Source organism: Thioclava sp. FR2 (genome assembly GCF_051200875.1).
In the GTDB taxonomy this organism is placed as follows: Bacteria; Pseudomonadota; Alphaproteobacteria; order Rhodobacterales; family Rhodobacteraceae; genus Pseudotabrizicola.
Genome location: NZ_CP195191.1, coordinates 3,287,128 through 3,310,878, shown reverse-complemented (window position 1 = coordinate 3,310,878; position 23,751 = coordinate 3,287,128). Strand labels below are relative to the sequence as shown.

27 protein-coding genes are annotated in these 23,751 nt (G+C 58.6%); 11 read left to right on the top strand and 16 right to left on the bottom strand.

The features are described from left to right. Positions 1 to 106: 106 nt before the first annotated feature. Positions 107 to 970, bottom strand: coding sequence for an oxygen-dependent coproporphyrinogen oxidase (gene hemF, locus ACSBLW_RS15945; protein WP_435257584.1), 864 nt, complete (start codon positions 968 to 970; stop codon positions 107 to 109). Positions 971 to 1,081: 111 nt separating this feature from the next. On the opposite strand from hemF, the gene ACSBLW_RS15940 reads away from it, so the two are divergent. Continuing rightward, the gene (locus ACSBLW_RS15940) at positions 1,082 to 1,483 is read left to right on the top strand and encodes a hypothetical protein (RefSeq protein ID WP_435257583.1); all 402 of its coding nucleotides are present in this window, start codon (positions 1,082 to 1,084) and stop codon (positions 1,481 to 1,483) included. A gap of 1 nt (position 1,484) precedes the next feature. Here the strand turns inward: ACSBLW_RS15940 and ACSBLW_RS15935 are convergent, their stop codons facing one another. From ACSBLW_RS15935 to clpS, 3 genes are read right to left on the bottom strand one after another with little or no spacing between them, the layout of a single operon-like run. Next, on the bottom strand, positions 1,485 to 2,291 hold the full coding sequence (locus ACSBLW_RS15935) for an SDR family NAD(P)-dependent oxidoreductase (protein ID WP_435257582.1): 807 nt from the start codon (positions 2,289 to 2,291) through the stop codon (positions 1,485 to 1,487). 16 nt (positions 2,292 to 2,307) lie between these two features. After that, on the bottom strand, positions 2,308 to 3,297 hold the full coding sequence (locus ACSBLW_RS15930) for a class I SAM-dependent methyltransferase (protein WP_435257581.1): 990 nt from the start codon (positions 3,295 to 3,297) through the stop codon (positions 2,308 to 2,310). Between the two features lie 22 nt (positions 3,298 to 3,319). Continuing rightward, positions 3,320 to 3,640, bottom strand: a complete 321-nt coding sequence (gene clpS / locus ACSBLW_RS15925) for an ATP-dependent Clp protease adapter ClpS (protein ID WP_435257580.1) — start codon at positions 3,638 to 3,640, stop codon at positions 3,320 to 3,322. A 167-nt stretch (positions 3,641 to 3,807) separates the two neighbouring features. On the opposite strand from clpS, the gene ACSBLW_RS15920 reads away from it, so the two are divergent. From ACSBLW_RS15920 to ACSBLW_RS15910, 3 genes are all read left to right on the top strand, one after another. Further along, positions 3,808 to 4,515 (top strand): HAD family hydrolase, encoded by a 708-nt coding sequence (locus ACSBLW_RS15920; RefSeq protein ID WP_435257579.1) that lies wholly within the window; start codon positions 3,808 to 3,810, stop codon positions 4,513 to 4,515. Between the two features lie 179 nt (positions 4,516 to 4,694). Beyond that, positions 4,695 to 6,509, top strand: coding sequence for a D-alanyl-D-alanine carboxypeptidase family protein (locus tag ACSBLW_RS15915; RefSeq protein ID WP_435257578.1), 1,815 nt, complete (start codon positions 4,695 to 4,697; stop codon positions 6,507 to 6,509). Between the two features lie 8 nt (positions 6,510 to 6,517). Then, a complete protein-coding gene (locus ACSBLW_RS15910) occupies positions 6,518 to 7,195 on the top strand; it encodes a fumarylacetoacetate hydrolase family protein (protein ID WP_435260138.1) in 678 nt (225 codons plus the stop codon). Positions 7,196 to 7,278: 83 nt separating this feature from the next. On the opposite strand, the gene ccoS is transcribed toward ACSBLW_RS15910, so the two are convergent. The 5 genes from ccoS to ACSBLW_RS15885 form a co-directional block, all read right to left on the bottom strand. Then, positions 7,279 to 7,437, bottom strand: a complete 159-nt coding sequence (ccoS, locus tag ACSBLW_RS15905; RefSeq protein WP_435257577.1) for a cbb3-type cytochrome oxidase assembly protein CcoS — start codon at positions 7,435 to 7,437, stop codon at positions 7,279 to 7,281. A gap of 1 nt (position 7,438) precedes the next feature. Next, the gene (locus ACSBLW_RS15900; RefSeq protein ID WP_435257576.1) at positions 7,439 to 9,655 is read right to left on the bottom strand and encodes a heavy metal translocating P-type ATPase; all 2,217 of its coding nucleotides are present in this window, start codon (positions 9,653 to 9,655) and stop codon (positions 7,439 to 7,441) included. 3 nt (positions 9,656 to 9,658) lie between these two features. Continuing rightward, the gene (locus ACSBLW_RS15895; RefSeq protein WP_435257575.1) at positions 9,659 to 10,117 is read right to left on the bottom strand and encodes a FixH family protein; all 459 of its coding nucleotides are present in this window, start codon (positions 10,115 to 10,117) and stop codon (positions 9,659 to 9,661) included. Between the two features lies 1 nt (position 10,118). Then, positions 10,119 to 11,621, bottom strand: coding sequence for a cytochrome c oxidase accessory protein CcoG (gene ccoG / locus ACSBLW_RS15890; RefSeq protein ID WP_435257574.1), 1,503 nt, complete (start codon positions 11,619 to 11,621; stop codon positions 10,119 to 10,121). Between the two features lie 278 nt (positions 11,622 to 11,899). After that, a complete protein-coding gene (locus ACSBLW_RS15885; protein ID WP_435257573.1) occupies positions 11,900 to 12,787 on the bottom strand; it encodes a LysR family transcriptional regulator in 888 nt (295 codons plus the stop codon). Between the two features lie 71 nt (positions 12,788 to 12,858). On the opposite strand from ACSBLW_RS15885, the gene ACSBLW_RS15880 reads away from it, so the two are divergent. Further along, a complete protein-coding gene (locus ACSBLW_RS15880) occupies positions 12,859 to 13,032 on the top strand; it encodes a hypothetical protein (protein ID WP_435257572.1) in 174 nt (57 codons plus the stop codon). Positions 13,033 to 13,088: 56 nt separating this feature from the next. On the opposite strand, the gene ccoP is transcribed toward ACSBLW_RS15880, so the two are convergent. From ccoP to ccoN, 4 genes are read right to left on the bottom strand one after another with little or no spacing between them, the layout of a single operon-like run. Further along, positions 13,089 to 13,970, bottom strand: coding sequence for a cytochrome-c oxidase, cbb3-type subunit III (gene ccoP / locus ACSBLW_RS15875; protein WP_435257571.1), 882 nt, complete (start codon positions 13,968 to 13,970; stop codon positions 13,089 to 13,091). Positions 13,971 to 13,974: 4 nt separating this feature from the next. Continuing rightward, on the bottom strand, positions 13,975 to 14,166 hold the full coding sequence (locus ACSBLW_RS15870; protein ID WP_435257570.1) for a cbb3-type cytochrome c oxidase subunit 3: 192 nt from the start codon (positions 14,164 to 14,166) through the stop codon (positions 13,975 to 13,977). Positions 14,167 to 14,176: 10 nt separating this feature from the next. Further along, the gene (gene ccoO / locus ACSBLW_RS15865) at positions 14,177 to 14,920 is read right to left on the bottom strand and encodes a cytochrome-c oxidase, cbb3-type subunit II (protein WP_435257569.1); all 744 of its coding nucleotides are present in this window, start codon (positions 14,918 to 14,920) and stop codon (positions 14,177 to 14,179) included. 13 nt (positions 14,921 to 14,933) lie between these two features. After that, positions 14,934 to 16,544: a cytochrome-c oxidase, cbb3-type subunit I gene (gene ccoN, locus ACSBLW_RS15860; protein ID WP_435257568.1), complete on the bottom strand. Its 1,611-nt coding sequence runs from the start codon at positions 16,542 to 16,544 to the stop codon at positions 14,934 to 14,936. Positions 16,545 to 16,750: 206 nt separating this feature from the next. Here ccoN and ACSBLW_RS15855 point away from each other — a divergent pair, with 206 nt between their 5' ends. Next, on the top strand, positions 16,751 to 17,596 hold the full coding sequence (locus ACSBLW_RS15855) for a universal stress protein (protein ID WP_435257567.1): 846 nt from the start codon (positions 16,751 to 16,753) through the stop codon (positions 17,594 to 17,596). 96 nt (positions 17,597 to 17,692) lie between these two features. Here ACSBLW_RS15855 and fnrL read toward each other — a convergent pair whose 3' ends face one another. Further along, complete coding sequence (gene fnrL / locus ACSBLW_RS15850) at positions 17,693 to 18,442, bottom strand: transcriptional regulator FnrL (protein WP_435257566.1); 750 nt, start codon at positions 18,440 to 18,442, stop codon at positions 17,693 to 17,695. 66 nt (positions 18,443 to 18,508) lie between these two features. Between fnrL and hemN the strand changes: the two genes are divergently transcribed. Further along, a complete protein-coding gene (gene hemN, locus ACSBLW_RS15845; RefSeq protein ID WP_435257565.1) occupies positions 18,509 to 19,864 on the top strand; it encodes an oxygen-independent coproporphyrinogen III oxidase in 1,356 nt (451 codons plus the stop codon). A gap of 267 nt (positions 19,865 to 20,131) precedes the next feature. Next, positions 20,132 to 20,770, top strand: a complete 639-nt coding sequence (locus tag ACSBLW_RS15840; RefSeq protein ID WP_435257564.1) for a LolA family protein — start codon at positions 20,132 to 20,134, stop codon at positions 20,768 to 20,770. Here ACSBLW_RS15840 and ACSBLW_RS15835 read toward each other — a convergent pair. Then, entirely contained in the window at positions 20,767 to 21,348 is a 582-nt protein-coding gene (locus ACSBLW_RS15835) for a lytic transglycosylase (RefSeq protein ID WP_435257563.1), read from the bottom strand. The two genes, ACSBLW_RS15840 and ACSBLW_RS15835, sit on opposite strands and share 4 nt — an antisense overlap. Before the next feature lie 76 nt (positions 21,349 to 21,424). Next, positions 21,425 to 22,306: an AEC family transporter gene (locus ACSBLW_RS15830; RefSeq protein WP_435257562.1), complete on the bottom strand. Its 882-nt coding sequence runs from the start codon at positions 22,304 to 22,306 to the stop codon at positions 21,425 to 21,427. An 84-nt stretch (positions 22,307 to 22,390) separates the two neighbouring features. On the opposite strand from ACSBLW_RS15830, the gene hspQ reads away from it, so the two are divergent. The 3 genes from hspQ to ACSBLW_RS15815 all read left to right on the top strand — a co-directional run bounded on the left by hspQ (position 22,391) and on the right by ACSBLW_RS15815 (position 23,548). After that, positions 22,391 to 22,717 (top strand): heat shock protein HspQ, encoded by a 327-nt coding sequence (hspQ, locus tag ACSBLW_RS15825; RefSeq protein ID WP_435257561.1) that lies wholly within the window; start codon positions 22,391 to 22,393, stop codon positions 22,715 to 22,717. Positions 22,718 to 22,778: 61 nt separating this feature from the next. Further along, entirely contained in the window at positions 22,779 to 23,114 is a 336-nt protein-coding gene (locus ACSBLW_RS15820; RefSeq protein ID WP_435257560.1) for an STAS domain-containing protein, read from the top strand. A gap of 5 nt (positions 23,115 to 23,119) precedes the next feature. Continuing rightward, complete coding sequence (locus ACSBLW_RS15815; RefSeq protein ID WP_435257559.1) at positions 23,120 to 23,548, top strand: ATP-binding protein; 429 nt, start codon at positions 23,120 to 23,122, stop codon at positions 23,546 to 23,548. The last annotated feature ends 203 nt before the right edge of the window (positions 23,549 to 23,751 follow it).

Below are 23,751 nucleotides of genomic sequence, written 5' to 3'. Positions count from 1 at the left end.
CGCTCTGTCTCTGTGCCTTTGGAAACGGCGCTAGGGCCGCCTCACGGAGAAAGCCCGTGTATATACGGAAAAACCACGGATTAACCACGGGAATCCCACGGAAAAACTACGTCCATTTCGCGATAGGCGGCAGGCTCATCAGCACAGCATTCGCGTCATGCCCCGTCTCAAGCCCGAACTTGGTGCCGCGGTCATAGACAAGGTTGTATTCCGCATACAGCCCGCGATGAACCAGTTGCTTTTCGCGGTCCTCATCCGTCCATTGCGTGCCAAAACGGCGTTCCGTGACGGGCAGAAAGGCGGGCAAAAAGGCCGATCCAACAGCTTGGGTAAAGGCGAAATCCGCCTCCCAATCACCGGTGTTCAGGTCGTCGTAAAAGATCCCCCCAACCCCACGCGCCCGTCCCCGATGCGGCACGAAAAAATATTCGTCCGCCCAAGCCTTGAATTTTGCATAATAATTTTCGTCATGCGCATCGCAGGCCCGTTTCATCTCGGCATGGAAATGGGCGGTATCCTCGTCATATTCCAAGGCTGGGTTCAGATCGGCCCCACCGCCGAACCACCAGGCATTCGGGGTCCAAAACATGCGGGTGTTCATATGGACCGCCGGGCAATGCGGGTTTTGCATATGGGCCACCAGACTGATCCCGCTGGCCCAGAACCGCGGGTCTTTGTCCATGCCCGGAACCCCACGCGCCGCCATCGCCTTTTGCGCGCGCTCTCCCAAAGTGCCATGCACCTCGGACCAGTTCACACCCACCTTTTCAAACACAACACCACCGCGCATCACACTCATGATGCCGCCCCCACCCCCATCCGCGCGGGTCGTCGGGGTTACTTCAAACTTCCCTGATTTTTCAGCACTTTGGCGGGACTCAAGGTCTTCAAATGCTGCAACGATCCGGTCCCGAAGCTGGCGAAACCATGCAGCGGCGCGGGCTTTTTGGACGTCAAAATCGTCAGACATCGGGGCTTTCCTTTCGTTTTCGCTGGCATGCGTAACACCGCTCATGCGCCACGCCAACATGGCAATTGCCGCAGGCAATGCTATAATCTTGCCCACAAAGCGAGGCTTACCATGTCAAAACGTTATCTGTTCATTCTCCCGCTTCTCGCCGCCTGTGGCACGCCGCAAGAACGTTGCATCCTTCGCGAAACCCGCGATTTGCGCAACGTCGACAAACTGATTGCTGAAACCGAAGCGAACATCACCCGCGGCTATGCGCTAGAGCAGGTCACCGTCTACCATACGGAATGGCAAATCTGCGAAGTCCAACCCGTTGTCACCGTGCCGCCCGGAACCCGCCCACCAGCACCGAAGATGTGCCTGGAAGACGTGCCGGAAACGGTGACCAGACCCAAGGCCATCAATCTGGCCAATGAGCGTCAAACTCTTGTAGAGCTTAAGAAAAAGCGTGTGGAATTGTCACGGCAGGCAAATGCGTCCATTGCACAATGCAAGGCAGAACACCCGGAATAGATCAGAAGGCCGGGACTGAAACCCGGTCCAGCAAGGTGCGTCCGCCATCAATGGTCAGCACCTGACCGGTCATGAAGGCTGAAGCATCTGACGCCAGATATTGAACTGTTTCAGCCAGTTCATCCGGCCCTGCTATGCGTTTCATCGGCGTGCCTTCTACGATCTCGCCACGCCAATCCGGTTCTTCCTTCAGGGCAAGTTGCAGGCTTGCGCTCATAACCGAACCAAAGGAAATCGCGTTCACACGGATTCCCTTTGGCGACAGCGCAAGTGCCATCGACCGCGTCATCTGCTCGACCGCAGCAGAGGCCATAGAATAGCCCAGAAGTTCAGGCTGAGTATGAGCAGAGGCTATGGAAGACACATTGATGATTGTCCCGATCTGGCCATCTGCCCCGTTTTTTTCCGCCTGCGAAATCATGCGCTTGGCGGTAAGCTGAGACAGCCTCAGACTGGTCAGCACATTTTCGCGCCACAGGTTTTCAACGGCATCCTCATCGGGGTTAAGGGCGTCCGAGACCATCCAGCGACGGCTGGCGTTGACCAGAATGTCAACGCGGTCAAAGGCGTCGATCGTCGCGGAAAGCAGGTTGGCAATCGTCAGCTTTTCGCGCAGGTCACCGCTGAACATGCGAACCGCACCTTCGGCTTTTGCTTCTTCGCCAACCGCCGCCTCAAGTGCCGCCTCATCAATATCAGCAAACATCACGTTGGCACCCTTGGCCACGAAATGCCGTGCCACCGCCAGACCAAGGCCCTTTGCGGCGCCCGTTACGATGGCGGTCTTGCCCGTGATCGAAAACGACATATACGAAATCCTTTGGTCAGCGTGCCTTGATCGGGTGGCTGGCGCGGGTCAGCCGGAAAGCAGAGTCGCCGCCGATGTCCTCGACCTGACGGAACAGCGAGGACAGCACCGGAGCATAGGGCAGATGGCGGTTCGCCACCAGCCAAAGCGTCCCGTCCGGGACCAGCATTCCGGCGGCTGCCTTCAGAAAGGCAATCCCAAGCGAAGGATCTGCATCTCTGCCCGCGTGAAAGGGCGGATTCATGACGACCGCATGAGCAGGCCGCATCGGTTTAAAGCTGCGAGCATCGGCCCAGTGAAAGCGCACACGGGCGTCTTCGCCCAGATTGTCCCGCGCACAGTCAAGGGCGTCTTGCTCTGCCTCGACCACATCCAGTTCGGCCACGCCGTCGCGTTCCAGAATGTGGCGGGAAAGAAATCCCCAACCCGCTCCCAGATCAATCACGCGGCTGCCCAGTTTTTCTGGCAGGGCCTCCGCCAACAGCACGGACCCACGATCCGGGGCGTCAGCAGAAAAGACACCGGAAACGGTGCGGTATCCGCCTTCAATCACTTGCGGCTTCGCCTCCCAGCCATGTGGGCTGGGGCCAGCACGCATCACGAAAAGCTTGCCATGCGCCTTTGAAATCGGGCCGGCAATTTCCAGCCCCAACGACTTGCAGTCTTTCAGGATAGAGTCGATCCCGTCAGTCTTTTGACCATCGACCGCTACGGGGCCACCCGGCGTCACCTCGGCCATTGCGCGGGCAATCAGGGCGCGTGCTGCTTCTTTTGATCGGGGCAAGCAGACCATCGCAGCAGCATAGGGAATGCCATTTCCAATGCGATAACCGCGCGAAACAAACCAGTCGGCATCTGGCCGGAAACCGGTGATGACCTGCACGCGGCCAATGGAGAGCGACGAGAAATCATCCCCCTCTCGTGGGCGATAAATTGCGATGTCGCCTTCAAGCGGGGGAGCAAATACCCCAGAGGCAAGGGCCATGTCTAATCTGGAAGATCGCATCGGTTGCGGAAAGGCTTTTGGCCTATTCCTTCTCCATCGTGCATTGCAGGGGGTGTTGGTGGCGGCGCGCAAAATCCATCACTTGCGCAACTTTTGTTTCTGCCACTTCAAAGGAAAAGACGCCGACAACCGCCAATCCCTTTTTGTGAACCGTCAGCATGACATCGAACGCTTGGGCGTGGTTAAGGCCAAAGAAGCGTTCCAGCACATGAACGACGAATTCCATCGGCGTGTAATCGTCATTCAACAGCATCACCTTATACATCGGCGGGCGCTGCGTCTTGGTCTTTGTTTTGGTCAGAATCCCCGCGTCATTGCCCGGCCCGTCGGTCTTGTCCGACATGGAATGGGGAAAATGAGTCACGGTACCAAGCCTCGTTTCGCGAAAGATTCGGGTTTCTGTCTTTGACGCGCAATATAGTCGCTTTTGCCGTTTGGGAAAGGGGCAGGCCTCTTACCATTGCGACAAAGCCGTAAACGCGCAATGAAGGGCCTTGCAGGAGACGTGCCATGAACGACAGCAAGACCCTAACCACAATCGGCTTTGATGCGGATGACACGCTTTGGCAGAATGAAACCTTCTTTCGTCTGACCCAGGATCGTTTCACTGACTTGTTGGCTGATTACGCCGAGGCAGACCATTTACACGATAGGTTGCTGGCCGCCGAACGCCGGAATCTGGGCCATTACGGGTTTGGCGTGAAAGGCTTTACCCTGTCGATGATCGAAACGGCCATCGAAGTGACCGAAGGTCGCGTGGCGGCCTCTGTCATCGCGGAACTGCTGGCCTCGGGGCGTGAGATGCTAGAGCACCCAATCGAGTTGCTGCCCCATGCAAGGCAGGCGGTCGAGCGACTCTCTGGCAGTCACCGCGTGCTATTGATTACAAAGGGTGATCTGCTCGATCAGGAACGCAAACTGGCACAATCCGGTTTGGGGGATCTTTTCCACGGCGTCGAAATCGTTTCCGACAAAAAGCCAGCCGTCTACGCCCAGATTTTCGCGCGCCACGGCGCCATACCCGATCAGGCAATGATGGTTGGTAATTCGCTGAAATCCGACGTCTTGCCCGTATTGGACGTGGGCGGTTGGGGCGTCTATGTTCCCCACGGATTGACCTGGGCGCTTGAACATGCCGAAGCCCCCGTCGGCCACGCCCGCTTTCACAGCATCAACTCGCTCGGCGATTTGCCTGATCTAGTGGATAGCCTCACCTAAGCCACCATAGGTAGGCACACACACCCGACCTTTTGCCAGAATTGCCACAGCTTTAGGATAATCCTGAAAGCTATTGATAATTGAAGGTTTTATCGTTGCAGCCTCTGTGTTAGCGTTTCTACCAAACATGTCCCACACAAAAAAACCGGGACAGTCGAGGCAGAGCAAGGATCAGCGTTGTGACCACGCTTTTAGGGCAGTTTGTCCGCAATTTCGTTTGTCTTGTTGCCATTATTATTGTGGCAGCATGCTCCTCTCCCGAAGCATCCCGCGCGGCGCCCTACGCGGCCTTTGTGCAAGATGCCCGAACAGGTGAGGTGCTCCACGCCGAAAACGCCGACACACGCCTGCATCCGGCCTCTCTCACCAAGATGATGACGCTCTACATAGCCTTCGAAGAGATCGAAAAGGGCAATATCAGCCTTGATACCCTGATCACTGTGTCCAAGAACGCAGCGTCTAAACCGCCATCGCGGCTTGGCTTGAAGGCCGGTCAGAAAATCGCCCTGCGGTATCTGATCAGGGCCGCGGCGATCAAATCGGCCAATGACGCGGCTTCGGCCATCGGAGATGCGATTGGCGGCGACGAGGCGAAATTCGCCGCCCGCATGACCCGGACGGCCAAAGCGCTTGGGATGAACAATACCACGTTCAAGAATGCCAACGGTCTGACCGCAAAGGGCCACCTTTCGACGGCACGAGACATGACCACCCTTGGGCGTCGCCTGTTTTATGATTTCCCGCAATACTACAACATTTTCTCGCGCCGGACGACGGATGCAGGGATGGCACAGGTTCGCAACACGAACACACGCTTCCTTGATGCCTATGAGGGCGCAGACGGGATCAAAACGGGCTACACCGTGCCTGCAGGGTTCAACCTGACCGCTTCTGCGGAACGTAACGGCGTGCGGATCATCGCAACGGTCTTTGGTGGTGCTTCGACGGCCGCCAGAAATGCCAAAGTTGCCCAATTGCTGGATTTGGGCTTCCGTAAAGCGCCGAAAACCGCCCCCACGACAAAGCCTGCCGCGCCAACCTATCAGGCAGACGAAGAAAACGCCTTGGTGGCCGAGGCCGACGGCCTGCCCGAAGTGGAAGGCGGCGCGGCCAAAACCATCCGCCTGCAAACAGCAGTCGCAACGTCACCCCGGCCTTTGGCGCGCCCCTCAGCCGCAAAGGTTGCCGCGGCCTCCGAGGCAGTTGCTGCCATTCAGGATGACATCGCAGCAGCCGTCGCCGAAGCCGCAGCGGCCCCGCCAGCCGCCGATAGCTTGGATGCCCAAGCCGTGGCCTTGGCCGAAATCGAGGAAACGGTCACCCGTCCAGAAGCCCGACCGGAAGCAACGCTGGCCGAGGCGGAGCTGGCCCCAGTGGAAGACTTGACCGAACTGGCCGATGCCGGAACCACAGCGGTTGAGAATCCGGCAGAAGACACGACAGAAGTGGATGAGGTCGCTGTCGCGGAGGTCCCGCTGGAAATGATTGCTCCTGCCTCTGGCACGCTTGAAGCGCAGGCAGCGGCCCTTGCGATAGAGCCGACTTTGGATGCACAGGCCGTGGCGCTTGCCGCCCTGCCGGAAGCGGCACCTGCGGCGGAGGCCGTGGCCGAAGCCGCGCCGCTGCAACTTGCCGCCGTCGCCCAAGTCGCGGCCCCGGCTCCGCCGAAGCGCAAGGCACCCATCTTTGAAAGCGTCGAACCTGTTGGCCCTCTGCCACCAGAATCCGCGCCACAGGTGATCCGCCTTTCGACCTCGAACGCTCGCCATTTCGGAGTCAATCTCGGCAAATTCAATTCGCGCAGCGAAGCCGAGCGCATTCTGCTAAAGACGCAACTCGCCGAAAGCGCCACGCTGAATGAGGGTCTGCGCAAAGTCGTACAACGCGGCGGCGCGTGGCATGCCAATTTCATGGGCCTGACGCAGGAACAGGCAGATCTCGCTTGCCGCAGACTTCAAGCCCGCGGGACCCAGTGCTTCACCCTCGCGCCGTGACAAGCCCAATGGTCGAATACGTCTTTCCGCCCGCCCCCCAAGCCTCGGTTGCCATTGAACGTTCAGCGGCCCGCTTTCCCGTGCGTCGGATATTCTGCGTCGGGCGCAACTATGCCGAACATGCGCGGGAAATGGGGCACGATCCGCAAGCGGAACCGCCCTTCTTCTTCACCAAGCCAGCCGATGCCGTCGTCGACAGCGGGTCAACGATTGCCTATCCCCCCGCGACTTCGGATTTTCACTATGAGGCCGAACTCGTCGTCGCAATCGGTGCGCACGGACGGAACCTTTCAACGGATGAGGCCAATGGGCTGATCTGGGGCTATGCCGCCGGAAATGATCTGACACGGCGCGACATTCAGGCAGCAGCCAAAGCGGCTCGGCGCCCGTGGGATATGTCCAAGGGTTTTGACCGATCTGCCATCATCGGCGCCCTTCGCCCGGGGCCTATCGGGGATGCCACGATCCGCTGCACATTGGACGGCGAAGTCAAACAGGACGCGCGCCTGTCTGACATGATCTGGCCGGTCGAGGCGGTCATTTCCTATCTTTCTGCCTTGGTCGAACTCGCGCCCGGCGATCTGATCATGACAGGCACCCCGGCCGGCGTCGGACCAATTGCACGCGGTCAAACCTGCCGGATCGACATTGAAGGATTGGCTCCGGCGATCGTCAGCGTGATCTGAAGGCACGGCCAGACCAATTTCCTTTCAAGGAAATTGCAAAATTCTTGCAAGAATTTTGCGCCCAGCGTCGCCGACCGCGAAGATCAGCGTTTGGGTTTGTCGTCGTAATCCGTGGTCAAGATTCGGTGCGCGTCCCCTTCTGGGTCGTCGAATTGCCGCGTCTTCATCGCCCAGACAAAAGCGGCAAGGCCTACGCCGCCCAAGAACAGCGAAACCGGGATGAGGATGCCAAGAATTTCCATTTCACTTCAACCGCAACGCATTCAAGGAAACTGTAATCGACGACAGGGACATCGCCAAGGCCGCGGCAAGTGGCGTGGCCAGACCGACCAGCGCCAAGGGTACAGCAACCACGTTGTAAAGCGCCGAGATTCCGAAATTCTCCTTGATCCGCCGCGTCGATTGCCGCGCGATCCGCAGCGCGTCGCCAATTACCCCCAGATCTTGCCCCAAGAGGACTATATCTGACGCCACGCGGGCTGCATCCAGGGCGCTTGCAGGCGAAATCGAGACATGGGCCGCGGCAAGCGCAGCCGTGTCGTTCAGCCCATCCCCAACCATCAAAACGCGATGCCCTTCTCGTGTCAGGCCATCGACCAATGCTGCCTTTTCTGCAGGCAAGGCTCCCGCCGTCCAATCCTCGATCCCCAAACGTTCGGCCAGATCGCGCACCGCCCCTTCGGCATCGCCCGAAATCAGTCGAACCTTCACGCCCTGCGCCGTCAAGCTCGCCACAGCCTCTGCCGCTCCGGGGCGCAACCGATCAGCGAAGGTAAAGGGACGAACTGGTCCCTCTGATGTGCAAAGGTAAGTTGCCGTCACATCCTGCGCCTCGGCCCCACACCAACCAGCCCGTCCAAGCCGAACCCGGCGGCCTTTCCACTGGCCTTCAATGCCGTAGCCCGGCACTTCCCGGATATCTTCAACACGCGCCGGGCGCAGGCCCGCTTCCCGGGCGGCTTCGGACAAAGCCAAGGCCAGCGGGTGGGACGAGGCGCCCGCCAAGGCAAAGGCCACCTCAACCGCCGTTGCCGGATGATCATCCATATTGGTCGCGACTGGCGCACCCATCGTCAAGGTGCCGGTCTTGTCAAAAACCACCTGATCCACTTCGGCAAGTCGCTCCAAGGCAGTGCCATGCTTGATCAGCAAACCCTTGCGGAATAGCCGACCCGAGGCCGAGGTTATCACTGCAGGTACCGCCAGACCCAAGGCACAGGGGCAAGTGATGATCAAAACCGCCGCGGAGATATTCACCGCAAAGCGCAGATCGCCCCCGGTTTTCCACATCCAGAACCCAAAGGCCGAAAAGGACAGCAGGTGAACAAGGGGAGAATACCAAGACGCCGCCCGCTCGGCGAGACTTGTGTACTTGGTCCGCGCACTCTCGGCCACGGCCACCAGATCGGCCATGCGATGCAGGCTGGACTCCCGCCCCGCCGCAGTCACCCGCAGCGTCAAGGGGCCGGTCAGGTTCACTTCGCCTGCTGAAACCGCCATTCCGGGGCCACCAAAGACGGGCAGGCTTTCCCCTGTCAGAAGCGAGCGGTCGATCTCGCTGGTCCCCTCAACGATTTCGCCGTCAACCGGCATCCGCCCCCCGGGCCGCACAAGCACCAGATCACCGACCTGAATGTCACCAATGCCCAGCGTGACCTCTGCCCCATCGCGCAAGACGACCGCGCGCGGCACTTCCAAAGCGGCCAGTTCCTCGGCAGCCGATCGGGCCACCGCCCGCGTCCGATGGTCAAGATAGCGCCCCAAAAGGAGGAAGAAGGTCAGCATCACAGCCGCATCAAAATAGGCGTGATGGCCAGAATTCCATGTTTCAAAAAGCGAGATGGAAGACGCAAGGATCAGCGCCAGACTGATCGGCACATCCATCCCCAACCGCCCTGCCCGCAGGCTGCGCCATGCGCTTTTGAAAAACGGCTGCCCGGAAAAGACCACCGTCGGCAAGGCAATCGCGGCCGAAATCCAATGGAACAGATCGCGGGTCACCCCTTCGGCCCCGGACCAGACCGCCACCGAAAGCAACATCACGTTCATCATCGAAAAGAACGCAACCCCCAGCCGCATCAAGAGATCGCGCCCCTGACGGTCCGTCTCGGTCGCGCTTAGCAAGCCGGGGTCAAGCTCATGCGCCGTATAGCCCACCCCGTCCGCCACGCGGATCAGATCCGCCGCCGTTACGCTGGGTTCGGCCTGAACCGAAACGCGGCGCAGGGTCAGATTTACCCGCGCCGAGGTCACCCCCGGCACTGCCATCATCGCATGTTCAACGGTGCTGATGCAGGCGGCACAATGGGCCTGCGGCAAAGAAAGGATCAGCCGCGCGTCCTTCTGCGCTGCCGCCGCAGCCGCAATCCGCTCGGCCGACGGGGCCGCTACACAGGCCGGACAGGCGGAAATGCCCCCGCCCCCCATTTCTCCCGTCTCAAGCGGCGCGGCCATCGACATGGCTTATCCCTTCACAAAGAAATCGACACGCTGCTCAAAGAGTGTGCCATCCGCTGCCGCTGCTTCAATCTTCAAAAGCCATTTCCCCGGCCCAAGCGCCACATCGGCTTCCCATTTGCCGGCCACCATCACCAGTTCCGGCATCTGGTCTTCCTTCGCTTCGGTCGTCCGACCGACCAAAACCTTCAGCGCGGAAACCGGCGCCGGTGCGCCCGCGGCATCGGTCAGGTCAAGAACCAGACGGCCCGTCGCAGGGTTGTAGTCATGTGCAAACTGCCATCCCAGTTTTTCCTGCGCCGCACGACGGGCATCAAAGCCTTGGCTAGCCACATAGGAGTTCTTCACCTCCAAACCGGGGAAGGTGCTGATCGCCTTATAGGCCATGATCAAATTCACCGCGATGATCACGCCAAAAGCGCCAACCGTAAAGGCAAGGACATGGCGGCCGGTAATCTCTTTCATGTCACTGTCCTTTCCCGTTAAAGATCGTGTCCTTCGACACGCGGTCGGTGCCGCCCATATCTTCGATCCACAGCCGCAGATCGGTCCGGTCTGTCACAGCCGCCGCACTTCCCGGAGCAGCGATGACATGGACGCGCTGTTCCAATGTCGCATTCGCCGGAACCAAGATACGCAATTCGTCCGTCCCTTCCAGATCAATCCGCAGAACCTCGTCCGAGGTCAAAGAGATGTGGAAGTATCGGTCGTCCCCGTGTTTGTTGCGCAACCGCAGGTCATAGGTGTTGCGGATCGACCCATCCGACAGGGTTACGAAGGTCGGGTTCCGCACGGGCGTCACGTTCACGTCGATTTCGGTCCGCATGAACAGGGCCACGACAAGCGCCACGCCAACGGCACTCCACAGCGTCGTGTAAAGGATCGTGCGCGGGCGGAAGACATGTTTCCACACCGATTTCGGCGGCTTGCCGGCGCGTTCAGCGGTTTCATCGGTCAAGGCCAAATAGCCGATCAATCCGCGCGGCTTGCCGATCTTGTCCATGATGTCATCACAGGCGTCGATGCACAGACCACAGGTAATGCAGGCCAATTGCTGGCCATTGCGAATATCAATCCCCATCGGGCAGACGTTCACGCAGGCCTTGCAGTCGATACAATCGCCGTTGCCTTCCACACCTTGCTTACCGCGAGGCTCTCCGCGCCACTCACGATAACCAATGGTGATCGTATCCTCATCCATCATCGCGGCCTGAATACGCGGCCAAGGGCAGGCATAGATACACATCTGTTCCCGCGCAAAGCCGCCAAAGGCAAAGGTTGTCGCGGTCAGGATCAGCATGGTCGTGTAGGCGATGGGATGCGCCTGCCCCGTCACCAGATCACGCAACAGCGTTGGCGCATCGGTAAAGTAGAAAATCCACGCGCCCCCAGTGGCCAGACCAATCAGGAACCAAGCCGTCCACTTGATCGCCCGCTTGCGAATCTTTTCAGCGTCCCAATTCTGCCTGTGCAGGCGAATACGGGCGTTTCGGTCGCCCTCAACCCACCGCTCGACCAGAATAAACAGATCCGTCCACACGGTTTGCGGGCAGGCATAGCCACACCAAACCCGCCCTGCGGCCGAGGTGAACAGGAACAGCCCCAGACCCGCCATGATCAAAAGGCCCGCCACGAAGTAAAATTCATGCGGCCAGATCTCGATCATGAAGAAGAAGAACCGACGATTGGCCATGTCAATCAGCACAGCCTGATCAGGAAGGTTCGGGCCACGATCCCAGCGCAACCACGGCGTAATGTAGTAGATGCCCAGCGTCACCGCCATGATCCACCATTTCAGGTTGCGGAAGGCCCCCTTCACGCGCCGCGGGAAAATGGGTTCGCGCGCGGCGTAAAGGCTGGGTTCGTGGCTTTGTTCTGGGGTGCTCACGGAATCACTCCGACATCTATACTTTGCAATGTGTTCTGCACCGCAGAACGCAGGCCGACTTTGACCTGTGTCAAAATGCATATCATTGATATCAGTTTAACTGCGACAAGCCGGCACGGATGCAGCGAAAAACCGAGCCAAATCCGGAATACAGGCCTGTTTTGTCCAAAGTGCCGGGGGGGGGAGTGGTGGGTATCACAACGCCGTGATCGTCGAGGACGGCGCTGCGAAGAACACTGGGAAAAGACACCGGCGCCTCCAGGAAACGCGCGAACAGGAGAAGGCGCCGGTGCTGGCCAGGCCCGAAGGCCGGTCAAAGCGACTAGGCACCTTGAAACGGCGCAAAACCTTGACTTGAATCAAGCGCGCCCGTTTTGCGCGATTTGCCGCAGGGCCCAGCCGCAAAAGCGTTTGACCGCAGGCCGCTGCACGCCGGGTTTGGTGACAAGGAAATAGCCCTTTCGGCTGGTGTCCTCGAACAGAACCTGCAACCGGCCCGCCGCGATATCGGCCTCGACAAAGACTCGCGCCACAGCGCCAATCCCCTGACCGTCGCGGGCTGCATCCATCAACAGCGTCCCCGGCAAGGACAATATCCCCAGCGGGGCTGTCCCGACCAACCCGAATTGGTGAAACAGGCCCGACGCCTCTGTCGTGCCCAATTCTTGCAGCCACGGAAAGGCCATCAGATCGGCAGGCTCGCGCAGGGTTCTGCCTGTCACCAGATCAGGCGCCCCCACCACCACAACCGATGTCGGCAACAGCATCGTCGCCTGCACACCCGGCCAATCCCCGTTCCCATAACGAATCGCCAGATCCACGCCACCGGGGCCAATTTGGCGACGTTCCGGGCTGGCATCGACCATCAAGTCTGGCACCGGATGCGCGGCGCGAAACTGGGCAAGGCGCGGCAGCAGCCAACCACTGGCAAAGGCAGGTGTGGTCGTCAGATGCAGCGGGCGCTCTGTCTCGGCCTCACTCAATTCCTCAACCGCCGCATGGATCTGACCAAACCCGTCCCTCAACGCCTGCGCCAGCCTTAACCCCTCTGTCGTCAAAGCAAGCCCTCGCGATGATCGCGTGACCAGCTTCAGTCGCATCCTGTCTTCCAACGCACGGATTTGCTGACTGACGGCGGCATGGGTGACCCCGATCAGCACGCCCGCACGTTCCATCGTGCCCGCCTCGGCAAAGGCCGCAAAGGCCCGAAGCGCGGTCAATGGCGGCATGTCACGCCAGATCGACATGTAAGTTTTCCTTACATTCTAGAATTCTTCCTGAGTCGAAAATCTTTCATATAAAGCGCATTAAATAAAGCATGACCACGATCATGGAGAGTGACATGTTAGGTATTCTTGCAGAAAGCCTGTTCACGGCAACCCGCATCACCCCCGCCGCCGGCTCACGCGAACTGCGCCAGCAAATGCGTGACCGCGAACGGAAATTCCGGGCGGAACGCTTGGCCCAAGGCCAAGACCCCTATGACCTGTGAAACGAAAAAGGGCCCGAGGTTTCCCCCGGGCCCTTTCAATTCTACCAAGTGCAGTCTTACTGACCACCACCCCGGCTGTGAACATACAGGGCCACTGCGCGGATCTGGTCTTCGCTCAGACGGGTGTTCCAGTTCGGCATCACGCCAAAACGGGCATAGGTGACCGTCTCGGTGATGGCCTCCCGCGAACCGCCATAAAGCCAGATCGCATCCGACAGCTTCGGCGCGCCCTGAGCCGGATCGCCCGAGCCGTCTTCCATATGGCAGGCCGCGCAGTTATCGGCATAAACCGTCTCACCCGCTGCCGCCAAAGTCGCGTCATGCTCTTGGCCCGAAAGCTTCAGAACATATTCAACGACCTCGCCAATCTGGGCCTTCTCCAGCAATCCATCCACGCCGAATTTCGGCATTTCGGAATAGCGGGCGTCGGCATCGGTGGTGTTGCGGATACCATGAGCAATGGTCAGATGGATATTCTCGATATCCCCTCCCCACAGCCAATCGTCATCCAGCAGGTTCGGATAGCCCTTGCCTTCCACTCCTGCTGCACCCGAGCCATGGCACTGCGCACAGTTCGTCTTGAACACCGCCGCCCCGGCCCGTTCGGCATACCCCATCAGGTCGGGATTGGCCGAAACCGTCGTCAGGTCAGCATCGATCAACTGCTGTTTGATCGCCGCATTCGCGTCGTCAAACTGCTTGATCTCGGCCGCCACATCAGCGCGGGTCGAGGCCCCGAGAACCCCCGGCGTTGCCCCGGTGATCAGCGGCCATGCCGGATAGGCAATGGTATAGCCAATACCCCAGACGATGGTTGCGTAGAACACCCAGACCCACCAGCGCGGCATCGGATTGTCATATTCCCGAATGCCGTCCCATTCATGGCCGGTCGTCGGGATTTCGCCCTTTTGGCTGGGCGTCACCTTCTTGGCGCACATCGTCTTACGCCTCCTTCACTCGGCCGGCATCGCCAGCGGGTTTCGTCTCATTGCGGAAGATCGCATTCGCCGCATCTTCATGGGACTTCCGGGCCGAGGGCCGCCAGATCCAGACAAAGACGCCCAGAAAGACGGTGAACAGCACCAAAAGCATCCAGCTATCGGCAAATTCTCGCAGCAAGCTGTAGGTTTCCATCGTGTCCCCCTTACCGGCTTGCGTCTGGGGTAAAGGTCGAGAAATCGACCATCGTTCCCAGAACCTGCATATAGGCGATCAGAGCATCGGCTTCGGTCACTTCAGGCTGGCCGTCAAAGTTACGCACATTGACCGCATTGCCAAAGGCGGCGTCGCCATAGCGCTCTTCCAACCCTGCAGAATCCGCATCGGGATTGGCTTGCGCCAGGAAGTCGGCCTGCGCGTTCTCGACCATCTCATCGCTATAGGGCACGCCCACGAAACGATGCGTCTCGACCACATCCTGAATATACCGACCGTCGATTTCCTTACCGAACAGGAAACCATAGGGCGGCATCACCGATTCCGGCACGACCGACTTCGCATCATAGAAGTGGTCTTGGTGCCATTCATCCGAATAGCGGCCACCGACGCGGGCCAGATCCGGCCCGGTCCGCTTGGACCCCCACTGGAACGGATGGTCGTATTTCGACTCCGCCGCCAGCGAGTAGTGACCATAACGCTCCACCTCATCGCGCATCGGGCGGATCATCTGGCTGTGGCAGCCATAGCACCCTTCGCGGATATAGATGTCGCGCCCCGCCAGTTCCAAGGGCGTGTAGGGGCGAACGCCCTGCACATCCTCGATCGTGTTCTCAAGATAGAACAGCGGAACGATCTGCACCAAACCACCGATGGTCACGACCAAAAAGGACAGAACCAGAAGAAGCGTGGCATGCGTTTCAATTGCCTTGTGCTTGTCAAGGAAAGCCATGTTCGCCTCCTCCTTATTCAGCCGGAACGGCGTTGTTGGCGTTGACAGCGGCTTTGGCCGGTTGCGCCCTCACCGTCATCCACAGGTTGTAGGCCATGATGACTGCCCCGGCGAGGAACAGCGTCCCGCCCAGACCACGCACCACATACATCGGGAACTTCGCGGCCACCGTGTCAGCGAAAGCGTTCACAAGGAAGCCATTCGCATCTACTTCGCGCCACATCAGGCCTTCCATGATACCCGTCACCCACATCGAGGACGCATAAAGGACAATCCCGATGGTGGCCAACCAGAAGTGCCAGGAAACAAGGCTCAGGCTGTACAGACGTTCCCGGTTCCACAGACGCGGCACAAGGAAGTACAGCGCACCAAAGGTAATCATGCCATTCCAGCCAAGCGCGCCAGAGTGAACGTGACCAATGGTCCAGTCGGTATAGTGCGACAGGCTGTTGACGGCCTTGATCGACATCATCGGGCCTTCAAAGGTGGACATGCCGTAAAAGCCGATCGACACCACCATCATGCGGATGATCGGGTCCGTCCGCAGCTTGTCCCATGCGCCCGACAGCGTCATCAGACCGTTGATCATGCCACCCCAAGACGGCATCCAAAGGATGACCGAGAACACCATGCCAAGGGTCGAGGCCCAATCCGGCAGCGCGGTGTAATGCAAGTGGTGCGGGCCAGCCCAGATATACAGGAAGATCAGCGCCCAGAAGTGGATGATCGACAGCTTGTAGCTGTAAACCGGACGTTCAGCCTGCTTTGGCACAAAGTAATACATCATGCCCAGAAAGCCTGCGGTCAGGAAGAAGCCCACAGCGTTGTGGCCGTACCACCATTGGATCATGGCGTCCTGCACACCCGAAGTAACCTGAACCGACTGCGATCCGAAGATCGAGACCGGGATCGACATGTTGTTCACAAGGTGCAGCATCGCGATGGTGACGATAAAGGACAAAAGGAACCAGTTGGCCACATAGATGTGGGGCTCTTTGCGCTTCAGGATCGTGCCCATGAAGGTGATCAGGAAGGCCACCCAGACGACGGTAATCAGCCAGTCAATATACCAGACGGTTTCAGCGTATTCCTTGCCCTGGGTTCCGCCCAGAATATAGGAACTTGCGGCCAGAACGATCATCACTTGCCAGCCCCAGAACACGAACCAGCCCAGATTGCCGCCCCACAGGCGTGACGCCGTGGTGCGCTGCACAATGTAGAAGGTCGACATGATCAGTGCGTTGCCGCCAAAGGCAAAGATCACGGCGCTGGTGTGCAGCGGCCGCAGACGCCCGAAGTTGATGATACCATCGGTGTATTGACCCACGTTCAGCTGCGGAAAGGCCAGCTGGAAAGCGATAATCACACCGACAAGGAAGCCTACAACTCCCCAGAAGGTAGTTGCGATCACGCCAGCGCGCACCACATCGTCCATATATTCATTCTGGTCAGCAACAGGCTTTGCTTCGCCCATGCCACGCAGAACAATAACGAACAGGATTGCGGCGATCAGCATGACTTCGATCGCGTTGACCATATAGGCCAAATCACGGGCGTAATTGGCACCAATCGCGGCCAGTACCGCGATCAGGCCGAATACGACCAGTTTAATATAATCCCACATTTTGCGTCCCTTCGTCTTTTGGCTGATCCGGTCTGCGATTCGAGCCGCAGTCCGTCCGCACGTATTCGACTGTACCGCTTTTGCGGCAGCGCGGCGAAGCCAGCATTGATCCATGTCAAGAAATTGGTTGGCGTCGTTTGACAAAGGTCAATGCAGACTATGCAATCCCTTCGTAAATTGGCCTCACGCAGGAAAAGGAGGCGCACATGGCCTATAAATCCATCTTTACCGTCGCCACCAACGCGGCCCTTGTGCCGATGTCAGTGGCAAGCGCGGCCCGTATCGCCGAGGCGAACGACGCGCATCTTGATATATTGGCACTTGGCGTCGACCGGACGCAGGTGGGCTATTCCTATGTCGGTTCCGGGGCCGCGCTGATGCAGGTCGCGCTGGAACGCGCCGAGGCGGATGCACGCGAGCTGGAAAAAGCCGCAAAAGCGGCCATCGCGGCAGAAAACCTTGATCTGCGGGCCGGCACCGAAGCTGCTGTCGCCCAAATGGGGGCCGTGGCCGATCTGATTGCCACCCGCGCCCGTTTTGCCGATCTGGTCGTCCTGCCCCGCCCCTATGGCAAGGATCAGGGCCCAGAGGCCGAAGCCGTGGTCGAGGCCGCGATGTTCGAAGGCCAGGCTCCGGTTCTGGTTCTGCCCGGAAAGGAACTGGCAAGCCCCTCTCCGAAATGCGTGGTGATTGCATGGAACCAAAGCCGCGAGGCGATGGCCGCCGTGCGCAAGGCGCTGCCCTTCCTGAAATCCGCCGATCTGGTGGATATCACCGTCGTCGACCCGCCGAACCACGGCCCCGAACGGTCTGACCCTGGCGGCATGCTTTGCCAGATGCTTGTGCGCCACGGGGTGCGGGCCGAAGTGTCCGTTCTGGCAAAGACCCTGCCCCGCGTGTCCGATGTTCTGGCCCGCCATGTGCGCGACCGCAATGCCGACATGCTGGTAATGGGCGCCTATGGCCATTCCCGTTTCCGCGAGGCGATTCTGGGCGGGGCCACCCGCAATATGCTGGAACAGGCTGAAGTGCCGGTTCTGATGGCACATTGATCTAGAAAAAGGTGCCGGACTGCGGGGCATCGAGCCCCTTGTCCGGCGCTGCCACGCCTTTGGGCGCGTCAGCCCCGCAGATCTGCGCCGCCCGTCCTAGACGAGGAAGCCGCCATCGCTGTCATCGCCGGTTTCTTCCAACAACGCATCGAAATCCGGCACGATGATATGGCGCTTGCCGTCCAGTTCGATCACGCCGTCCTTCTTCAACGCGCTCATCTGACGGCTGACTGTTTCCAGCGTCAGACCCAGATAATCGGCCATCTCTTCCCGCGTCAGCGGCAGATCAAAAGCCATCGCCCCCTCGGCCGAACGCAGTTTCAGACTGGCATCGCGCCGGGCGATGATCGCAAGCAGGCTCGCAATCTTTTCGCGCGCGGTCTTGCGCCCCAAAAGCAGCATCCATTCCCGCGCGGCATCCAGTTCGTCCAGCGTCATTTCCAGCAAACGCTGCGCCACATGGGGCGTCGTGGACATCATCTCTTCAAACGGTTTGCGGCGGAAACAGCACATCACCAGATCTGTCGTCGCGGTCACATCATAGGCCGCAGTCGACCGTCCCGGCCGCCCCACGAAATCCGATGGCAGCAACAAACCCACCATTTGCCGCCGACCGTCTTCCATCGTCTGTGTCAGCGTCGCAATCCCCGTAACGACCGAGGCGACAAAATCCATCCGATCGCCTGACCAGATGATCGTCTGGCCAGCCTGATAGCTGCGGTAATATTTAATCTGTTCAAGACGCTGCAATTCATCCGCTTCACAGCGGGCGCAAACGGCGCGATGGCGGATTGGGCAATCAGCACAATCGTGAACAAGAGATGTCAGCTCATGTGGAACTGCCATGGGCCGCCTTTCTTCAGTTGATCTGCATCAAAGGCAGAACGTCCAAACAAACGTAAGGCTAGTCGAATGACACATCAATCGCAACTCATGCGGCTTGGTCTTTTTGACGCGCGCGTTCCTCGGTACACCTCGTACCCGACGGCACCACATTTCTCTGCGTCGGTAACGCCCAGCCTGTTCACGTCGTGGATCGAACAGATCCCCGAAGGGTCGGCCATTTCGCTTTATATGCATGTGCCGTTCTGTCGCCGCCTGTGCTGGTTCTGCGCCTGCCGCACCCAAGGCACCAGCAGCGACGACCCGGTCATTGCCTATGCCGAAACCCTGCGTCAGGAAATCGCCCTGCTGCGCAAGCACCTTCCCAAAGGCATCACACTTTCGCGCCTGCACTGGGGCGGTGGCACCCCGACGATGTTGCCCGCCGACCAGATGAAAATGCTGGCAGACCTGATCTTCGAGGCTGTCCCACTGGGTGAGGGCGCCGAATTCTCGGTTGAAATTGACCCGAACGAAATCGACGAAACCCGCCTTGATGCCCTGAAGGCCGTGGGCATGAACCGCGCCTCGATCGGTGTGCAAGATTTCGACGAAGAAATTCAAAAGACCATCGGCCGCGATCAAAGCTACGAGTTGACCAAACAAGTCTGCGACATGATCCGCGACCGCGGCATCCGGTCGCTGAACGCCGATATTCTGTATGGCCTTCCCCACCAGACGACAGAACGTATTGCAGATTCCGTGCAGAAACTGCTGTCACTTTCCCCCGATCGCGTCGCCCTTTACGGCTATGCACACGTTCCTTGGATGAGCCGCCGCCAGCAACTGATCCCGTCAGATGCCATGCCAACCCCAGAAGAGCGACTAAAGCTTTTTGAAACGGCGTCTCAACTGTTCGAATGGGATGGCTACCGCGCCATCGGGATCGACCATTTCGCCCGCCCCGACGATGGCCTTGCCGTCGCTCAGGCCAAGGGAACGCTGCGCCGCAACTTCCAAGGCTACACCGACGATACCGCCCCGGTGCTCGTCGGGCTTGGGGCCTCGTCCATCAGTCGCTTCCCGCAGGGCTTTGCCCAGAATGCCCCCAGCACCTCGGCCCATACCAAGGCGATAAGGGCGGGCGAGTTCTCGACGCATAAGGGCCATGTCTATTCCGGCGAAGACACACTGCGCGCCCGGATCATCGAAGCCCTGATGTGTGACTTTGCCCTGTCCCGCGCCGAAATCCTGCGCGACTTCAAGGTCACGCCCGAACGGCTGGACATGCTGCTACGCAATGCGGCCGATGCCTTCCCCGGCATGGTCAAGCTTGACACCTCCGGCCTTACCATCCCGCCGCATGGCCGCCCCCTGACCCGGATGATCGCCCGCGCCTTTGATGCCTATGACCAGACCAAGGCGCAACACTCCGCCGCCATCTGATCGTATGACAGAGGGAACCAAAACAGCGCCCCCGCGTTTCGTGGGGGTGTTCCTGTTTCTTGTGCCCCTCTCTTGTTACCGGTGAAAAATGATCTGCCCGCACCCTCTGCGCCCCGAACTTGTCGTTGCGGCTGTGACCACGGAAAAACCACGGATTCACTACGGAAAAACGACGCAAAGAACACAGGCGAATTTCGACAAGATCAGCAAGGGCACTCACAGGCCCTCACGCTTTCGGCAAATCTCTGCAATCCCGCAGAATGACTGATGCGAGACAAAGAAACCTGTCCTATATCCATGAACATGAACCGTCGCACCGCCATACTGGCCCCGCTCGCCCTTCTCGCTCTTGGCACCCCCGCCATGGCCGCGAAGATTTCGCTTTCCGATTTGTCAAACTATCTCAACAGCTTGACAACAGTTGAGGCGGATTTCACGCAAGTGAACGCCGATGGCAGCATTGCAACGGGCAAGCTGTTCATCCGCCGCCCCGGACGTGTGCGGTTCGAATATGCACCGCCAGACAAAAGCCTGGTGATCGCCGGTGGCCAGCAAGTGGCTATTTTTGATGGGAAATCCAACCAGCCACCGGAACAATACCCACTTTCGAAAACCCCGCTGAACCTGATTTTGGCCGCGAATATCAACCTTTCCAAAGCCAAGATGGTGGTGGGTCACAGAGAGGTGGAAAATACCACGCGCGTGGTCGCGCAAGACCCGGCAAACCCCAGCTATGGCACCATCGAATTGGTGTTCACCGGCTCGCCAGTTGAATTGCGTCAATGGGTTATCACTGATGACGTGGGCAGTCAGACCACTGTTATTCTTGGTGACATGAAAAAGGGCGGCAACCTGCCACCCTCATATTTCGACATCACGCGCGAGACCCAGAAACGCGGGCTTTAACGCCCGCAACCGCGCAACTGTTGGGCATACATGTCAGACCGCGCCTGAACCTTCGCGGCCACTTCTACAAGCCACGGTTTTCCCAGATAGCTTTGCCGCGCAAACCCGGTGCGGCCTTCGTGATAGGCCAGATACTGTGACTGGGCATCGTGCTTCGAGATGCCCAGTTTCTCTGTGGATTCGTTCATGTACCAACCCATGAAATCGGTCGCGTCAGAGATCCGATCACGTTTCGCGCTTCTGCGACGTTGATCCTGTTGGTATTCTTCCCAAGTCGCATCAAGGGCTTGGCTATAGCCATAGGCCGAAGATTGCCGCCCCATCGGGATCACACCCAAGGCGAAACGGTGCGGGGTCCTCGCATTGCCGATGAACTTTGATTCCTGATGAATCGCCGCCATCTGCACATGAACAGGGATGCCCCAGCGACGCTCGGTCGTCTTCATTGCGCTGTAATATTGCGGTCTTTCCCGCACAATCGCGCAGGCATTATCCAAATCACGAGGCGCCGAGAAGTTGCCACCCCCGCAGGAAGCGAGGGCAAGAAACACGATCGACGCGCGGAGAAATCTGCTCATTTGCCCCTCGCACGTTCTATAATTTTGGTCACGATACGCGAATTCGCCGACTAGGGAAATGGGGCGGAAGGACAGTCTAGATCAGAAAAGCGAGAGTGAGCGGCAAGGATACCACTGCCAAAAGTGTGGAGGCGATGACCATACCCGCCACCGCATCGGCGTCAGCACCATACTTTTCAGCCAGCATGTAAGAAGTCACGGCAACTGGCGTCGAAACCTGCAAGACCAGAATGGCAAAGGCCACTGGTTCCAGCTCCAGCCAAACTCCGATACCCACGCCGACTCCCATGCAGATTACTACGCGCAGCAAAGACATGGCGAAAGCCTTGCCAAGATGGCCTGCGTTGAGCCTTGCCACGGCCACACCAAGGGTAATTAGCATCATCGGAATGGCGATTTGCCCCAGCAAAGAAAGGGAATTCGTCAGCCAGTCCGGCGTTTGCCAGCCCTGCCAAAGAAACAGCCCGCCCAAAAGCGTGCCCCATGTCACCGGCTCCTTCAGTGCTCGCAGCGGAGACCCCCCGCCCGAAACCAGCCAAACCCCTGCGGTGAAGGAAAAGATCGCCATCACGGCAAAGACAACCACAGCATAGGCAAACCCGGCCTCACCAAAGGCAAAAAGCGCCAGTGGTAAACCGACATTGCCGGTATTGCCAAAGATCATCGGCCCCAGATAGGTGCGCTGCGAAAGCCTCCCCATTCTCAGCAGCGCCCAGAAAATCAGCGAAAGCGCCAGATAGGCAAAGATCGCGGCCAACATCAGATTGGTCAGCGCCGAAGGGTTGATCTCGGTTTTCATCAGCGCCGTAAAAATCAGCGCGGGCACCGAAAGCGTCATGGACAACCGGGTGATGAATTCCATCCGATATTCATGCCCGGTCCGCACCCAAAAGAAACCGATCGCGCCCAAAAGTCCAACCGGAGCAACGATTTCCAAGACTGTGAGGAATAGGTCCACAGATTGTTTCCCTTCTGTATCGCCAGTCCTGTGGACAAGCAGGCTTCTTCGGGAGTACTTACGAAAACAGGGGGATGCAATCTGATGCTGAAGTCGATGCCAAAATATCACCTCGGGCAAGTGCTGCGTCACCGCAAGCACCCGTTTCGTGGTGTGGTGTTCGATGTGGATGCAAAATTCTCGAACACCGATGAATGGTACGAGAATATTCCTGAAGACAGCCGCCCTGCCAAGAACCAGCCGTTCTACCATCTGCTGGCCGAAAACGACAAAAGCTATTACGTCGCTTATGTCTCGGAGCAGAACCTTGTGCCCGATGAAACAGGCGAGCCCGTGACCCATCCGGATTTGCACGATCTGTTCGGCGATTTCACCGATGGCCGCTATCCACTTCAGTTCCAACTCAACTGACGGTCGTTGACCACCCGGTAAGACTCGCACTGTAGCCTGCCCCCAGAAATGGAGGCATGACATGCAGTTACACAGTAGCGAAACCGCGGACGGCTTGATCGTTCATGTAGACGAGACACGCATCGACGCCGCCTGTGCGATCGACTTCAAAGAGGCGATGCGAAAGGTCACGGCGCAACCAACGGCAAAGGTGATCCTTGATCTGTCAAAGGTCGGCTTTATCGACAGTTCAGGTTTGGGCGCTGTAGTCGCAGTACGCAAAATGCTCGGGCCAGATCGTGCCCTTGAACTCGCCTGCCTCAGCCCTTCGGTTGAAAAGGTGTTTCGGTTGACCCGCATGGATCGTATCTTTGCCATTCATGAAACGGTACCAGTGTCGCACCAACGCGCGATGTGACCTGCATGGCTGTTACTCGAATAGTCATTCCGGCCACTACAGTGGATGTCAGTAAGGCTTTGGGGAAACTCTTTGATGACCCTGCGGGACAGCAGGTGCCACCTCTGGTGCACGACAATGCGCAGATCGTACTGGCCGAGGTGCTGAACAATATCGTCGAACATTCCTATGCCCAGTCAGAAGGCGAGATCGACCTGACCATGACTGTCAGCGATGCAGGCCTACTCTGCACGGTTCTGGATCGTGGATTGCCGATGCCTCTGGATAAGATCCCCGATGCACAAAATCCGATGGAAAACGACCCCATAGATCTGCCTGAAGGGGGGTTCGGCTGGTTCCTGATTCGCACACTTTCCAAAGAGCTTGGCTACCTGCGCGAGGGTGGCTGTAATCGTCTTAGCTTCTTGATTCCCTGCGAAACAAACATTGCCTGAACGGCCAATTGTTTCGCCATCATCAGAAATGACGCGAAAGAGCCAGATTTTCCCCCTAAAACCGCCGCGCATACTGCCGATATTAGAGGGGTAGCTGCATAAAGCTTCCCTCGGTGTCGCGGATAATTGCCCCCACCCAATTCGTGGCACCGAGGTTCTTCTCCCCTGTTGGCAATTCCGCGATCGCGCCCTAGCTTCCCCGC

Bases quoted from the DNA above. Each gene is read 5' to 3' on its own strand.
- hemF (WP_435257584.1), bottom strand. From the start codon at position 970: ATGTCTGACGATTTTGACGTCCAAAAAGCCCGCGCCGCTGCATGGTTT.
- ACSBLW_RS15940 (WP_435257583.1), top strand. From the start codon at position 1,082: ATGTCAAAACGTTATCTGTTCATTCTCCCGCTTCTCGCCGCCTGTGGC.
- ACSBLW_RS15935 (WP_435257582.1), bottom strand. From the start codon at position 2,291: ATGTCGTTTTCGATCACGGGCAAGACCGCCATCGTAACGGGCGCCGCA.
- ACSBLW_RS15930 (WP_435257581.1), bottom strand. From the start codon at position 3,297: ATGCGATCTTCCAGATTAGACATGGCCCTTGCCTCTGGGGTATTTGCT.
- clpS (WP_435257580.1), bottom strand. From the start codon at position 3,640: ATGTCGGACAAGACCGACGGGCCGGGCAATGACGCGGGGATTCTGACC.
- ACSBLW_RS15920 (WP_435257579.1), top strand. From the start codon at position 3,808: ATGAACGACAGCAAGACCCTAACCACAATCGGCTTTGATGCGGATGAC.
- ACSBLW_RS15910 (WP_435260138.1), top strand. From the start codon at position 6,518: ATGGTCGAATACGTCTTTCCGCCCGCCCCCCAAGCCTCGGTTGCCATT.
- ccoS (WP_435257577.1), bottom strand. From the start codon at position 7,437: ATGGAAATTCTTGGCATCCTCATCCCGGTTTCGCTGTTCTTGGGCGGC.
- ACSBLW_RS15900 (WP_435257576.1), bottom strand. From the start codon at position 9,655: ATGTCGATGGCCGCGCCGCTTGAGACGGGAGAAATGGGGGGCGGGGGC.
- ACSBLW_RS15895 (WP_435257575.1), bottom strand. From the start codon at position 10,117: ATGAAAGAGATTACCGGCCGCCATGTCCTTGCCTTTACGGTTGGCGCT.
- ccoG (WP_435257574.1), bottom strand. From the start codon at position 11,621: ATGCATTTTGACACAGGTCAAAGTCGGCCTGCGTTCTGCGGTGCAGAA.
- ACSBLW_RS15885 (WP_435257573.1), bottom strand. From the start codon at position 12,787: ATGTCGATCTGGCGTGACATGCCGCCATTGACCGCGCTTCGGGCCTTT.
- ACSBLW_RS15880 (WP_435257572.1), top strand. From the start codon at position 12,859: ATGACCACGATCATGGAGAGTGACATGTTAGGTATTCTTGCAGAAAGC.
- ccoP (WP_435257571.1), bottom strand. From the start codon at position 13,970: ATGTGCGCCAAGAAGGTGACGCCCAGCCAAAAGGGCGAAATCCCGACG.
- ACSBLW_RS15870 (WP_435257570.1), bottom strand. From the start codon at position 14,166: ATGGAAACCTACAGCTTGCTGCGAGAATTTGCCGATAGCTGGATGCTT.
- ccoO (WP_435257569.1), bottom strand. From the start codon at position 14,920: ATGGCTTTCCTTGACAAGCACAAGGCAATTGAAACGCATGCCACGCTT.
- ccoN (WP_435257568.1), bottom strand. From the start codon at position 16,544: ATGTGGGATTATATTAAACTGGTCGTATTCGGCCTGATCGCGGTACTG.
- ACSBLW_RS15855 (WP_435257567.1), top strand. From the start codon at position 16,751: ATGGCCTATAAATCCATCTTTACCGTCGCCACCAACGCGGCCCTTGTG.
- fnrL (WP_435257566.1), bottom strand. From the start codon at position 18,442: ATGGCAGTTCCACATGAGCTGACATCTCTTGTTCACGATTGTGCTGAT.
- hemN (WP_435257565.1), top strand. From the start codon at position 18,509: ATGACACATCAATCGCAACTCATGCGGCTTGGTCTTTTTGACGCGCGC.
- ACSBLW_RS15840 (WP_435257564.1), top strand. From the start codon at position 20,132: ATGCGAGACAAAGAAACCTGTCCTATATCCATGAACATGAACCGTCGC.
- ACSBLW_RS15835 (WP_435257563.1), bottom strand. From the start codon at position 21,348: ATGAGCAGATTTCTCCGCGCGTCGATCGTGTTTCTTGCCCTCGCTTCC.
- hspQ (WP_435257561.1), top strand. From the start codon at position 22,391: ATGCTGAAGTCGATGCCAAAATATCACCTCGGGCAAGTGCTGCGTCAC.
- ACSBLW_RS15820 (WP_435257560.1), top strand. From the start codon at position 22,779: ATGCAGTTACACAGTAGCGAAACCGCGGACGGCTTGATCGTTCATGTA.
- ACSBLW_RS15815 (WP_435257559.1), top strand. From the start codon at position 23,120: ATGGCTGTTACTCGAATAGTCATTCCGGCCACTACAGTGGATGTCAGT.